This window comes from Bacterioplanoides sp. (assembly GCF_965226395.1).
Classification (GTDB): domain Bacteria; phylum Pseudomonadota; class Gammaproteobacteria; order Pseudomonadales; family Oceanobacteraceae; genus Bacterioplanoides.
This window is the reverse complement of the sequence record NZ_OZ245358.1, coordinates 3,240,208-3,253,234: the sequence shown is the minus strand read 5'-3', so window position 1 is coordinate 3,253,234 and position 13,027 is coordinate 3,240,208. Positions and strand designations below refer to the sequence as shown.

The 13,027-nt window shown below is 50.1% G+C and carries 11 protein-coding genes and 1 CRISPR repeat array; of the genes, 2 read left to right on the top strand and 9 right to left on the bottom strand.

Going from position 1 to position 13,027, the window contains the following annotated elements; translation table 11 throughout:
* Positions 1-3: 3 nt before the first annotated feature.
* The 4 genes from ACO05E_RS14845 to ACO05E_RS14830 are packed head-to-tail and all read right to left on the bottom strand — an operon-like array spanning position 4 to position 6,536.
* Positions 4-423 (bottom strand): group II truncated hemoglobin, encoded by a 420-nt coding sequence (locus ACO05E_RS14845; protein ID WP_419810275.1) that lies wholly within the window; start codon positions 421-423, stop codon positions 4-6.
* Positions 424-459: 36 nt separating this feature from the next.
* Complete coding sequence (locus ACO05E_RS14840; RefSeq protein ID WP_419810274.1) at positions 460-4,101, bottom strand: ATP-binding protein; 3,642 nt, start codon at positions 4,099-4,101, stop codon at positions 460-462.
* Between the two features lie 11 nt (positions 4,102-4,112).
* Positions 4,113-4,997, bottom strand: coding sequence for a DUF4194 domain-containing protein (locus ACO05E_RS14835; RefSeq protein ID WP_419810273.1), 885 nt, complete (start codon positions 4,995-4,997; stop codon positions 4,113-4,115).
* A 12-nt stretch (positions 4,998-5,009) separates the two neighbouring features.
* Positions 5,010-6,536, bottom strand: a complete 1,527-nt coding sequence (locus ACO05E_RS14830; protein ID WP_419810272.1) for a Wadjet anti-phage system protein JetA family protein — start codon at positions 6,534-6,536, stop codon at positions 5,010-5,012.
* 133 nt (positions 6,537-6,669) lie between these two features.
* Here ACO05E_RS14830 and ACO05E_RS14825 point away from each other — a divergent pair, with 133 nt between their 5' ends.
* Together ACO05E_RS14825 and ACO05E_RS14820 are read left to right on the top strand one after the other, a co-directional pair.
* Positions 6,670-7,224, top strand: coding sequence for a hypothetical protein (locus ACO05E_RS14825; RefSeq protein ID WP_419810271.1), 555 nt, complete (start codon positions 6,670-6,672; stop codon positions 7,222-7,224).
* A 31-nt stretch (positions 7,225-7,255) separates the two neighbouring features.
* Positions 7,256-7,729: a hypothetical protein gene (locus tag ACO05E_RS14820; protein WP_419810270.1), complete on the top strand. Its 474-nt coding sequence runs from the start codon at positions 7,256-7,258 to the stop codon at positions 7,727-7,729.
* Here the strand turns inward: ACO05E_RS14820 and ACO05E_RS14815 are convergent.
* The 5 genes from ACO05E_RS14815 to ACO05E_RS14795 all read right to left on the bottom strand — a co-directional run bounded on the left by ACO05E_RS14815 (position 7,726) and on the right by ACO05E_RS14795 (position 12,998).
* The gene (locus ACO05E_RS14815) at positions 7,726-8,034 is read right to left on the bottom strand and encodes a hypothetical protein (RefSeq protein WP_419810269.1); all 309 of its coding nucleotides are present in this window, start codon (positions 8,032-8,034) and stop codon (positions 7,726-7,728) included. The genes ACO05E_RS14820 and ACO05E_RS14815 overlap by 4 nt on opposite strands.
* A 63-nt stretch (positions 8,035-8,097) precedes the next feature.
* A CRISPR array of direct repeats spans positions 8,098-10,505; the repeat unit is 29 nt; unit sequence CGGTTTATCCCCGTGGGTACGGGGAACAC.
* A 90-nt stretch (positions 10,506-10,595) separates the two neighbouring features.
* Positions 10,596-10,943 carry a 50S ribosome-binding protein YggL gene (locus tag ACO05E_RS14810; RefSeq protein WP_419810268.1) on the bottom strand — a complete coding sequence of 116 codons (348 nt, stop codon included), beginning with the start codon at positions 10,941-10,943 and terminating at the stop codon, positions 10,596-10,598.
* A 3-nt stretch (positions 10,944-10,946) separates the two neighbouring features.
* Positions 10,947-11,234, bottom strand: a complete 288-nt coding sequence (gene cas2e / locus ACO05E_RS14805; RefSeq protein ID WP_419810267.1) for a type I-E CRISPR-associated endoribonuclease Cas2e — start codon at positions 11,232-11,234, stop codon at positions 10,947-10,949.
* Between the two features lie 25 nt (positions 11,235-11,259).
* Positions 11,260-12,177, bottom strand: coding sequence for a type I-E CRISPR-associated endonuclease Cas1e (cas1e, locus tag ACO05E_RS14800; RefSeq protein WP_419810266.1), 918 nt, complete (start codon positions 12,175-12,177; stop codon positions 11,260-11,262).
* 2 nt (positions 12,178-12,179) lie between these two features.
* Positions 12,180-12,998: a KilA-N domain-containing protein gene (locus ACO05E_RS14795; protein ID WP_419810265.1), complete on the bottom strand. Its 819-nt coding sequence runs from the start codon at positions 12,996-12,998 to the stop codon at positions 12,180-12,182.
* Positions 12,999-13,027 lie beyond the last annotated feature (29 nt).

Genomic DNA, 13,027 nt, shown 5'->3' with positions numbered 1-13,027 from the left:
GCTTTAATCCTTATTACGAGACCTTTCTGCCGGAACAAACAACTGCTTCAACAGATAGTCCTTAAAGTCATCCGGGTACGGTTGCTGATCAGCCGCTACCTTCATACACAATAACCAGGCATCACGTTCGGCCGGGCCAATTTCCAGATGGCGGTGCGCCACCGGAATCCGTATTGGCCCGTATTTTTCGCTGAATAATTTAGGCCCGCCAAGCCAGCCGCTTAAAAAGCGCGCCAGTTTATCGCGCGATTCATCCAGATTATCCTGGTGCATATCGCGCACGGTTTTCGCCTCTGGCAGCTCGCACATGGCATCGTAAAAGGCATCCACTAATTTGCGCACACCCACCACACCACCAGCGGTGCGAAATGAACCATCGCCCTCGCCATAGGTCAGGCCGGTTTCATAAGTCGCTTTTTTCATACAGCATTTCCTGAGTTTGCTTATAACAGGTAGTTTTTAAGAAAACTCTTCCATAAAGTCGAGCCCAGCCTGGTGCCGAATCGTGCGACGATGATTCGCCCACAATTCCTTCACCTTATCCTGATTACACTGCTGTCGATCCACCAGCACCTTGGTTTGTAATTCCCCTTTGCTTTGCCCTCCTACCAACGGCACTTTGGAGAATACAAACTGATTCGACACCAGATCCATAAATGGCCCGGATTTACTGGTTGGCATAATAAACAGCAGTTGTAAGCCAAGGCTTTCGGTCAGGTAGTTGATCACTTCTTTGGAGCGGGTTTCGTCCATTTTTGAGAAGGCTTCATCCACCAACACCACCCGTAAATGCGTATCCCCTTCGTTAAAGCGGAAGGCCGAGGTAATCGCGGCAGAACGGATAATATAGGCTGGCGTTTCTAACTGACCGCCAGAGCCGGTACCGTATTGGCTTAAAGCAATTGGGTCTTTATTAGCTGGCTGTTTATAAATTTCGTACGAGCGATAATTACGGTAATCGGAGATACGCTCCAATTCACGCATGGCTTTTTGTTCGTCTTCATCAAGTAACATAGCCATCAGCTGGTCACGTACTCGCTGAGCCACTTTTGGCAGGTCAGCATCAAACAGCGTAGCGCCGTCACCCAGTGATGGGTTTTTGATAATTTCCTCGAAGAACTGCCAGTATTCTTTGTATTCCGGCACCCACTCCCAATCAAACCAATAAGTTTCGCGGTCAGCACCAAACTGGTGGTGCGCCAGCTCTTTGTTCAGGTCTTCGAGAATACGTTTACCGTCGTTAATGGCTTGGTAAATCGAGTGACATAAGTTGGTGACAAAGGCGTTGTTAAAGCTTTCACGCAGTTGCACTAACTGCTCTTGTTTTTCCACCAGAATATTATTTTTCAGGCGATTATGAACCCGCTCCACTTCGCGCTCTAAACCACACACGGTTTTAAAGAAACCAATGCTATGTTCTTCACGATAATTCGGCATATACACAATGGCATCCACCGTTTGGCAACGCTGGTTATGCTCATTAATATTGCGATCAATTTCGTGCGCCGAGCTGCTTAACTCCTGAGCGATGGTTTTGCGCTGATTTTCGACGGCTTCTGCCGGGCTTTCGGCTGCTTCTTCATCCGCCGCTTTTAAGCGGGTATCGGTATCAAACTCCGGCCATACCGAAACGATATGACGCAGGTTTTCTTCTTTTTCGTCGGCAATTTCAGAGGTGCGTTCCTGCTCGTCTGATAATTTCTTACACTGACGTTCGCTGTCGTTTAACTGCTGTTGCAAACGACCTAGCTCACCATCCAGGTCTTTAATCTGGGCATCCAAATCATCGGCTTTTTCTTTTAACGCGCTGAATTCATCTTCCAGGTGGGAGAAGTCCGATACATCAACATTATTCAGTGCGTTTTCCGCCTGCTGCATCTGATACTGAGTATCGAGCATGGCCTGTATCTGATCAGCGAAGGTGACATGGCGTAATAAATTCACCGCATCGTGGAATTGCTCAACCTGGCGCAGCTGGAATTGTGCCTCATTGGCTTGTTCCGCCATGGCATCCAGTTCCGATTTTTTCGCTGCCAAAGCCCGTTCACGCGCGCCCATACCAAATACCAGCTCGGTATCGTCGAGGTCACAACGGTAAATCGAGTACGAGCCGGAACCCAGCCCTTCTTTGGTGACACCACGACGGGTCATCCGCAGTACGTGCAGGTCTTCCACCTGCTCGACCGTGCCATAGCTGGCTTCTAAATAATAACGCGCGGTAGCGTGTTCAAATTCCATCAAGTGAGTAATGGAGTTCGATGGCACACGAATACGGTCGCAGTCTTTTTTCGCTTTTTCACCCTGAATTACCCGGGCACGGCTGCCACCAGGAATTGAGCGTAAAATATGTGCGGCTTCCGCTTCAAATTGGGATTCCACAATAATGCTGAAACGCGCCCCGCCAATATAACCTTCAATGGCGCTTTGCCAGGCCGGGTCGGTAATTTCAACGTAATCGGCTAATACACGAGGGTCAGCCTGCGGGCATTCCCGGCGAATTACTTCCAGCGCTTGGCGCACAAATCCCGGGTAATTTAACTGGCGCGCTTCCAGGCTATCGATATCCGCCTGCTTCTGCGCCGTACGGCCCTGAATCTGTTGCAGTTTTTGCTCGCGTTTATCCACCTGTTTGGAAATCTGATCGCGTAGCGAAATACCACTGCTTTCCAGCTCAACATTATGGAAACGATCGCGCCATTGATTTAACAAACTCTGCTGTTCACGAGAGTCATCCAGGTGGGCTTCCAGTGGTGATAAATCAATCCAGTCCTTGCCCATCAGCTTGCGAAAATCCACCGCGCCCTGATCTTTAATGGCTAACACCTGTTTGGCCTGATCGATGATTTTTTTCGAGCCCAGCGATGGAATATCCAGACCAATGGAGGTTTTTTGCAACGCACCGTATACCAGCTCGGTGGCACGTAAGCTGGCCTGCAACATCTGCTCTTGTTCTAACAGCGGCACCGCTTGTTGTTGCAATTGGCGTTTACCGTCTTCAATGGCTTGCTCGGCAGCGTCTTTATCCTGCAGTGCGTCGATACCACGACGCTGAGCTTCCATTGAGATTAATTGCTCGCGCAATTGTTTGCGTCGTTCCTGCGAAACACCGCGTTCTTTTTCGGCGTTGCTTAGCCGTTCACGCAAGGCTTGCTGCGCTTCTTTGGCGGATAAATACGAACGTTGATCGTGTAAATAACGGCTTTTGGCGGCGGTGTATTCCAGTACGTTGTAATCAATCCACTGATCAATATAACGGTCAGACGCGCCTTTGGTGTTGGTTAAAATTTGAATGGTTTCAGCCAGTGTATTAGCGTCGGATTCCATCGCATAGATGGTTTTCATTAAGTCCGACACACTGCGAATGGCATCACCTAAATCTTTGGCTTCAAGGATTTCGTTCTGCACAAAGCCATTAATACTTTTCACCGGTTTATAAGCCATAAAGCGCGAGAAAGTACGCGCAGCATTCATAGCTTCACGCTCGCTGACGGCATCATGGCGACCACGTAACGCCCCGTATAAACGGCGCAGGTATTGTTTTTTGGTATCGTATTTTTCGATATTGTCGCCGTTAACCCGACGTTTTAAATGTGGCGTTAATTTATTTAACGCCAGCACATTTTTTGTGCCGTCCAATTCTTCGGCAATAAAATCAGACAGGGTTAATTGCTCACCGGAGACAATAAAAAACTGCAGATCATTCTGACGCGCTACCGGCTGACTTCCGGCACGATCAATCGACGCCGACACCCCAATAATGGCGGTAAAAGGTTCACCACTTTCACCCTGAGTGGGATGAAAAACCGCGGCTAAATAGCCCACCGCACCGTTCGGACGCGCGTAAGAACCATCATCACAGCCTAAAACATAGGACGCTAACGTTCGCACGTTTTTACCACGGCCACGCTGGGTAGCTTCGTCCTGGCCCGGGTTGTAGTGGAATAAGGTATCGTGGGCGGCGGTCATAATGGTTTGCACCGCATCGGCAGCGGTGGTTTTACCCGAGCCGTTACCGCCGGATAATAAATTAATCGGGCCAAATTCAAATTCGGTGGCCGGAATATTGCCCCAGTTAACGTATACAAATTTCTTTAAAAACATGGCGCTGTCTCTTATGCCTCAGATGAATCGCCAAATAAGCTGGCTGGTGCGTCTTTTTCGTTTTCCTGATCAGAAGCTTCGTTATCCGCCTCTGGCGGCACTTCTGCTGTCAGCGCTTCTGTCTGCTCTTCTATTTCCTCGTTCACCTGCTCGTTTTTATCCGGACTATCGGCTTCGTCCGGGCTATCGGTTTCATCTGAGGTAGCATCAGGCATTGCTGGCTCTTCAGTCTCCTCAGTTGCCGCAGCCTCTTCAGCAACCGCAGCGTCGTCAGATTCATTTTCCAATAATTCCGACAGCACCTGATCACTGACGTAGCTCATAATCATCGGGCGCACACGCAACCACATATCGCCGTCGGTCAGTTGGTCTTCATTACTGATTTGCACCAGACGTAATTGTTTTAAGCGGCGGAATAAGTTTTTGCGCTCGGTTAAATTATCCGGCAGTGTGCGTTTCAGCAGGTTTTTCATGGCGATGCTGAGGCTTTCCAGCGACACCATCACGCAGCCCTGCTCATCGACTAAGCCTTCGCGCAGCGCTTTATCGTATTGCGCCCGCAACACCAAAGTCAGTGCCACTTCACTCTGGGTTAAACGAGTGCGGAATGCCTGATTACCCGGCTGAATATCTTCTTCCATACCCGGCACCTGAGCACCTGGCGGGTATAAACGCACAAACTGAAAACGGCGGTCGTGCTGAATACGAATACCCAGTACGGTTAAATAATCAGCGACTAATTCTTCTAAACGCAGGTAACGGTCATAGAGTTGTTGTTCGATCTGGCTTTCGTCGCGGCAGATCACGCCATAATCCAGCAGACGCACTAATAATTCGGAAAAGTCGCGCTGGCTGAGGCCTTCTTTTTCTAAGTCTTTTTCTATCGCATGTAACATATTTTTCTCTGCTTACGCCTCAGAATCTTTTAATACCAGTTCAAAACTGAAGTGATCTTTGCGTTCAAAATATTCACCGGCCGCGCCGTCGTGTTCGGCGGTCTGGTTAGGTAAATCCGGGCCGTGGCCATCGGCGTAATCAATACGGAATTCAAATTCGCTGGATAAACCATCCGACGCACCTAAGCCAATCGCGTGCGAGACGGCGAGAAAATCCTGAGCCGATTCAATTGGTAAATCGCGGGTGGAAATGGTCTTGCCTGCGGTTAAATGCTGGCGCATATAAGAACGCAGCGCTTGCTGATTCACCAGGAAGGCCTGATCCAGCACCTGCTGCACATAAATATCTTTACGCGCGTCGATATCAAAATCACCACCGCCATCATCCAACCCGGCTTCAACGGTACGACGCTGACGGGTGGCGTGCATTTTTACGCTGGCCGGATCAACAAAACCAATTTCCGGTACGGCCATCATATCGCCGGCACGTAATAATAATTCGTTTTGTTTTTCTTCCGGTTGAGCGGCCAGATGTTTACACACTGCCAGCACATCGTTGTGCTGCTGTGATGCCAGATAACTCATCTGACGAATAATAATATCGGCGCGCTTGGTAAAGCTCTGCAACGCTTTACGTAATGCCGGCAGCATAATATCGCTGGCATTGCGTAAACGCTGTTCGATACCGTCGAGCAGGCTCCAGAGCACCGATTGCCCTTCTTGTGCCAGCTCGGGCAATAATTCGCGCAGGCGTTTTTCAGCACTGGCTTTAAACACTTTATCCTGCTTACGGATGCCTTTAATCAGTTTGCTGATCTGGTCGCGATGTTTCTCCACGTTATCGGCTGATAAACGCACCGACAAATCCGGCTGGAAACGATTTTCCATAAAATCAAAAAAGGCTTCACTGGCACGCTGTACCAGTAGCTGGTCTTCCATTTCACGGACTAAGTCACGCTTACGCTCTTCCAGCTCGGCAATCACATCGGTGAAATCGCTGATAATACGTTCGGAATATTCGTAGGCATCGAGCAGATCGTAGACATCGCCGCGCTCCAGAAAAGACTCCAGCGAGTTCCGCGTGTTACGGGTATTACGATGGCGGGTACGAGCGGTAGTACGGCTCTCCGACACAAACGGCTCGGTGAACAATCGGCCATAACGACTGAAGGCGAAAGTACTTTGTAACGTGGCTTCATCGACCTGTTTTTCGATCCAACCGTGTTCCATTAACTGATTCAGCACCCAAACGGCGTGCTCACGGCTGCTTTTAAAGCGGCTTTCATGCTCGGCTTCGTCACTTTGCTCGGCATCAGACTGACTAGCTTCAGCATCATCGCCAGCGGCAAGCTGCGGCGAGCGCACCAGTGCCTCCTGAAAAATCTCAATCAGGGTATCGCGGGCCAATGCCTGGCCGTAGTCGGCGCTGCTGGAGCTGTATAAGCGCTGGTACAACTCGCGCAGGCACTCCATTACCTGAGCCCGGTATTTACCGGTGAGCGGGCGGAAAAACTGCCCGCGTTCCTGTTCAAAAAACATACACTTCTAATTCGGCGCTGACTAAAACCGACCTAGATTACTGAAACCCGGGAGTGAACACCAGCCCGCAATCATCACCATTGACAAAGCGTGATCGGATGCGCTGAAACAGGGGTTCGCGCGGATGAAATCCATGGGTATACTGCATAAGCATCTTGTCGCGGAAACCACTATGCAGCAGCACAAAGAAACGCAGGAAAAGAGCTTATTTTTTCAGATTGGCACCGAGAAACTGATTGAACTCTCACTAGCCTCGTTTGGCTTATATGGCTTGTACTGGAACTACCAGAACTGGCTGCAGATTGAACGCCAGAACGGTAATGTAAACCCACTGCTCAGAACCGTGCTCAGCCTGTTTTTTCAGTACGACCTGTTCCGCCGGGTGTATCAGCAAAGTGAACAAGATGGTGAAAAGCCACGCTGGAGCCCGGCCCGGGTCTACCTGCTGTATGTGCTGTTTAACCTGATTCCGGTGTGGCTGCTGCTCACCGACCACCCTTGGGGCGGGCTGGTATTTATGCTCACCCTGCTCCCCAACCTGCTGGTAAACCAAACCATTAACCTGATACACGACAAACGCCTGCGCTTTTTTGCCCAGAATACCGACCTCAGCGGCACCGACTGGGGCGTGATTACCGTTGGCTTTGTGGTGTGGCTGAGCATGATGGTGATGGCGGTAATGGCTTAAAGCACTTCTGATTTTCTGCAAAGCAACATTTATGAAAAATTACGAATTTACCATCGCTCTGTCAGGCGTTGACTCAACAACGGACAGCCTGGAAGACCGCATCTTTGAAGCAGGCTGCGACGACACCTTGTTATGTTTCTGCAACGAGATTCCTTACTTGGAGTACACCCGCGAAGCTGAAACCGCAGAGGCAGCAATACAACAAGCATTAACTCAATTAACCGATGCAGGCTTTGTTGTCTTATCCATTCAGCAAGCTGGGTTTGTTACCGTAACCGGCGCTGCGGCAATGGCAGATATTAAAAAAAGCACCTTTGACCACTACGCCAAAGGCCGACGCGGCGAAGGCTTTCCCGCACCCCGTTATGGCCTGCAGAGTGGTACGCCACTGTATTACTGGCCTGAAATCGCGACATGGCTGGTCGATAACCAAAAGGCTTCAGCACAATTGTTAGAAGCTGCTCTGGCGGCAGTTAAACTATCCCGATCAAATTTGGATTTTTAAATTTTTGGTTGACCTTTCATCCGCAGGTCATGCTGGTCTATTAGTGTTCTCAATACGGCAATTTCTACCGGAATGGAATCCGACTGGGCGACAAAAGTGGCAATATCCGGGTCAGACATCTCGTATTCGTCAATTGCCTTGGCAATAGCATCGATCAGAAACCCGTAGCGATCATCTTTATCATCACCAGCAATTTCAAAAAGATCGTCCAGCACCGCCAGTGCTTCTGAGTACGCCTCTTCACTTTCAATGTGGAGCACATGCCCAACATGAGCCGCCAACTTGTCGTAGGCCTGGGTGTCCATAATTCCTCCTTATAATTTTGTCGATAGGGCTGTTGTATCACACTTAACACGTATATTTCTTTTTCGGTTATCCCCGTGAGTACGGGGAACGCAATGGCTTTAGCATTTTCTAACGGTTCAGACACGGTTTATCCCCGTGGGTACGGGGAACACGAGCCGTTGCCAGAGGCTGATGATCTGGAAGGCGGTTTATCCCCGTGGGTACGGGGAACACGATTTCTTTTTTCTTCGGCTTGCCGCCCCGGGCGGTTTATCCCCGTGGGTACGGGGAACGCCGCAAGTTACCGTCAACGCTCCAGTAATCCAGCGGTTTATCCCCGCGAGTACGGGGAACGCAGCTATCTCCGATATATATACAAGCGCGACCACGGTTTATCCCCGCGAGTACGGGGAACGCCTGGAACTGGTGGATGAACGCCTGGCAGCGTACGGTTTATCCCCGCGAGTACGGGGAACGCTTTCCATCGCTATGGCCGAGTCTCAGCATCGCCGGTTTATCCCCGCGAGTACGGGGAACGCTGGGGTATATGTGTTAACCAGGATTCGCCCTTCGGTTTATCCCCGTGGGTACGGGGAACACCTGATTAAGTCAAAAACGACACCGCCAGCAGACGGTTTATCCCCGTGGGTACGGGGAACACTTTGCCTTACTGACAAATGTTTTCTCAACGTGCGGTTTATCCCCGTGGGTACGGGGAACACTATGCCGGATGTTGGTACGCAGCTTATATTTCCGGTTTATCCCCGTGGGTACGGGGAACACCCGCTCATACGCCTCACTCAGCGCAACTGCTCCGGTTTATCCCCGTGGGTACGGGGAACACGGCTGGCCCAGCGGGGCATGTGAATGGATGGTCGGTTTATCCCCGTGGGTACGGGGAACACGCGGTGTGTTATCTGGTTCCGCTCAGGGTCGGCGGTTTATCCCCGTGGGTACGGGGAACACCTGCTTCGATTTTTGAGCACTGCCGGTTAGTTCGGTTTATCCCCGTGGGTACGGGGAACACCCAATTGGCAACCATTGGCATAGGTTCAGGGGCGGTTTATCCCCGTGGGTACGGGGAACACTCCTATTTTGGTTTTGACTGGGCCGATTTTTACGGTTTATCCCCGTGGGTACGGGGAACACAAAAATGCTGACAGTACAAATGATGTTAGCGGCGGTTTATCCCCGTGGGTACGGGGAACACGCAAATTGCCCCAGATTATGTGTATAGGCAGGCGGTTTATCCCCGTGGGTACGGGGAACACTGGCTGCGAGTGCGGGCATGAATTCGACATGCCGGTTTATCCCCGTGGGTACGGGGAACACATATTTTACCCTTGTATTATTCCTTTAGTTCTCGGTTTATCCCCGTGGGTACGGGGAACACACGAAGTTGGTGCCGTAACTGTACGGGCCACCCGGTTTATCCCCGTGGGTACGGGGAACACTTGATTACCGGTTTTAGGCTCCAGAGGGACGACGGTTTATCCCCGTGGGTACGGGGAACACGAATAGCATCTCGCCAGAAAACATTGCGCGTGCGGTTTATCCCCGTGGGTACGGGGAACACCACTAAAAACACGTTATCACTGTTATCGAATGCGGTTTATCCCCGTGGGTACGGGGAACACATACTCACTATCATCGTGCGGCACCAGGTGCGCGGTTTATCCCCGTGGGTACGGGGAACACACTGCCTGCGATCATTACCAGGGTAGAGCCAACGGTTTATCCCCGTGGGTACGGGGAACACCAACTCCTGATTCAGCACCCGCACCATCAGCTCGGTTTATCCCCGTGGGTACGGGGAACACACTGAGCACCGACGCAATCAGTTCATCGAGCACGGTTTATCCCCGTGGGTACGGGGAACACAAAGATATTTACGACATAATTTGAGCTGTGAACGGTTTATCCCCGTGGGTACGGGGAACACTTGGTTAATTCGATACCCGATAAATTCATTAGCGGTTTATCCCCGTGGGTACGGGGAACACGCCATCTGAATAGCCGCCCGCATTCAGGTAGTCGGTTTATCCCCGTGGGTACGGGGAACACCGGCCATGCCTATACGTTTAACCAAAATAACGCGGTTTATCCCCGTGGGTACGGGGAACACAATAACAGCACGTCCTGGGAAAGTTCTGTCAGCGGTTTATCCCCGTGGGTACGGGGAACACGAGTGGTGTGCTTCATGCTGCACGCTCCTGCGCGGTTTATCCCCGTGGGTACGGGGAACACGCTACGATTGGCCGCACCGGATGAAACCCGGACGGTTTATCCCCGTGGGTACGGGGAACACGCTGGTTTGCGCTTGCGATTGAATGTTTGCTACGGTTTATCCCCGTGGGTACGGGGAACACGCGTTTGAAAACTTTTAATATCAAGGCAAGGGCGGTTTATCCCCGTGGGTACGGGGAACACAGGAACGACAGCGACCGACTATGAAAATACTCCGGTTTATCCCCGTGGGTACGGGGAACACTCTAAATGTATATGATTGATTTTATTAAGGAAATATCCCCGTTTAAAATCTACCAATCAATTTCCGTATTTTTAAGGAGCAGCTTAAAGGTCAGAGTTGACCATAGGTCGCATCATGAATGGTGCCGAAAGAGATATTTTCGCAGCCCTGTTTTTCTAACCAGAGTGCAAATTCAGACAAAGCCTTGTCATTAACAGTATTGGCAGGCCCACAAAGATAGCCCTGTAAAATTCCCTGCCCAACGCCACCACCCATAATCCATGTTTGGGCTTCAATATAGTCAATCACATCATCCAATAATTCGTCTTCATCGGTGTGAAACTCTGCCCGTATTTCAAAGCCCAGCTCCTGAAACTCATCCAGAAACAGCTTTTTGCGTAAACGCTTGCTGCGATTACGTGAAGGTTTTGGTTTTTGTTTAAATATATCTTCTGACATTATTTATTCTTCCGGTAAAAATCGAACCAGTCGCAGTCCATCGACATTGACGGGCATACGCCGGTTTTTTCCATAGGTTATAAAATCAAATCCGGATTCGGTGTTGGTTGCCCAGGCCATCACGACGTTGCCATCTTCAGCCAGTTCATTAACCTGAAACCAGATCATTTCCCGAACACGGCGCGATACATCGCCGACATAGACACCAGCCCGAATCTCTAACAGCCATACCGCTAAGCGCCCTCGCAGCCGAGGAGGAACGGCTTCTGTAACAACAGTTACCATACTCATGATTAACTCCTTTTAACCGCTCGCTTCAACCGCTTCGATGGCCATCATCACCAATAGAAGGCGGTTCTGGTATCGCTGGAGGCTGAGCATCCTCTGGCATTTCAGGTGGTTCAATTTCACCAGCAGCCAGTACCTCTTCTATTAATGGAATTAAGCGTTTGAGCACTTTGCTGCTACGGAAGGCTTCCCGACAGGCAATACGGACATCGCGGTCGGGCGAGGTTGAATGTTTTGCGGCAATTTTAAAGGCGATCGGTACAACGGTTTCAAACTTAATTAAATCAGCAATATCGTACACAAACGACAGTGGTTTGCCGCTATGAACAAAACCAATGGCGGGGGCATAACCTGCGGCTAAAACAGCGGCTTCGGTTACGCCGTATAAACAGGACGTTGCGGCACTTAAACATTGATTCACCTTATCGCCTTTTTGCCAGTCTTTCGGGTCGTAACGGCGGCCATGCCATTCAACACCGTATTGTTTAGCCAGCATTTGATAGGTTTTGCGCACGCGTGCGCCTTCAATACCACGGAGCTGGTCAATACTGCGACGCTGCGGTGCGGGTTCTCCAAAGCGTATTTCAAACATTTTACGCACGACCTTTAATCGTAATTCGTCATCCAATGCGAGTTTGGCCTGGTACAACAATTTATCCGATCGTGCGCCACCGGGCTGTCCAGATGCGTAAAGACGAACACCAGCCTCGCCCACCCAGATTAATAAGGTGCCGGTTGTTGCCGCTAACTTAACTGCTGCATGGCTGACACGCGTACCCGGCTCCAGCATGATGCAAGCAACGCTGCCAACCGGGATGTGCATGCGCTCGCCATTGACGTCGATCACGACAAAAGCGCCGTCGCGTACATCGATTTGCCCCATACCCACAAAGATCATAGAGGTGCGATCTTTCAGGGGGATGGGTTTTAGAGGAACAAAGGGCATGGTTAATCACCTTCCGGAAGCAAACGATCGGATGCTTTTAGCAAGACATTCATCTGCTGAATGGCGAGCTGGTTAAGCTGAGTAATTCGCTCAGACTGCGTTAAACCTTGCTGGATAAAATGGGCATTCATTGCCTCCAGATTGGCAAGACAAACTAATTGGTGCACGTTCGCATGATCACGCATATTGCCTTTTTGCTCAGGATGACCCTCCCGCCATTGCTTGGCGGTTTCGCCAAATAAAGCAACATTCAGCAAATCGGCTTCGGTCGCATAAATAGCGGAAATTTGTTGCTTACTTAGCGCATCAGGAACAAGGTGTGTTTGTATTGCATCGGTATGAATCAGGTAATTTACTTTAGCCAGATTCCGTTTGATGTCCCAACCCAGCTGTTCATACTCTTGCTCTTTCAGCCGCTGGAATTCTTTGATCAGATAGAGTTTAAACTCGACCGAAATCCAACTGGCAAATTCAAATGCAATGTCTTTCTGAGCGTAGGTACCACCGTAACGGCCAGCCTTAGATATGATTCCGATGGAATTAGTAGATTCAATCCATTGTTTTGCGGTCAAGGTGAAGCTGTTTAAGCCAGCTTCCTTTTTAAAGTCCTCGAATTCGAGGACTTTAAAATCAGGATTGTTAAGTTGCTCCCATATTCCCAAAAATTCAACTGTGTTTCGGTTTCGCATCCAGTTACCGATAATATGAGCCGCTCGATCGTTCCCTTTGTACTTGGCAATATCGGTGATGCAAATATATTCAACACCGTCCCTGGTGGTGGTTGAAATAGCTTGATCCAGAACTTCTAGTTTTGATTTCATGGTTCGTCCTTGATGGAATCTTTGCTTGG

Excerpts from the sequence above, each read along its gene's own strand:
- ACO05E_RS14795 (WP_419810265.1), bottom strand. The coding sequence starts at position 12,998 with ATGAAATCAAAACTAGAAGTTCTGGATCAAGCTATTTCAACCACCACC.
- ACO05E_RS14825 (WP_419810271.1), top strand. The coding sequence starts at position 6,670 with ATGGGTATACTGCATAAGCATCTTGTCGCGGAAACCACTATGCAGCAG.
- ACO05E_RS14815 (WP_419810269.1), bottom strand. The coding sequence starts at position 8,034 with ATGGACACCCAGGCCTACGACAAGTTGGCGGCTCATGTTGGGCATGTG.
- ACO05E_RS14835 (WP_419810273.1), bottom strand. The coding sequence starts at position 4,997 with ATGTTACATGCGATAGAAAAAGACTTAGAAAAAGAAGGCCTCAGCCAG.
- ACO05E_RS14845 (WP_419810275.1), bottom strand. The coding sequence starts at position 423 with ATGAAAAAAGCGACTTATGAAACCGGCCTGACCTATGGCGAGGGCGAT.
- ACO05E_RS14830 (WP_419810272.1), bottom strand. The coding sequence starts at position 6,536 with ATGTTTTTTGAACAGGAACGCGGGCAGTTTTTCCGCCCGCTCACCGGT.
- ACO05E_RS14810 (WP_419810268.1), bottom strand. The coding sequence starts at position 10,943 with ATGTCAGAAGATATATTTAAACAAAAACCAAAACCTTCACGTAATCGC.
- ACO05E_RS14840 (WP_419810274.1), bottom strand. The coding sequence starts at position 4,101 with ATGTTTTTAAAGAAATTTGTATACGTTAACTGGGGCAATATTCCGGCC.
- cas1e (WP_419810266.1), bottom strand. The coding sequence starts at position 12,177 with ATGCCCTTTGTTCCTCTAAAACCCATCCCCCTGAAAGATCGCACCTCT.
- cas2e (WP_419810267.1), bottom strand. The coding sequence starts at position 11,234 with ATGAGTATGGTAACTGTTGTTACAGAAGCCGTTCCTCCTCGGCTGCGA.
- ACO05E_RS14820 (WP_419810270.1), top strand. The coding sequence starts at position 7,256 with ATGAAAAATTACGAATTTACCATCGCTCTGTCAGGCGTTGACTCAACA.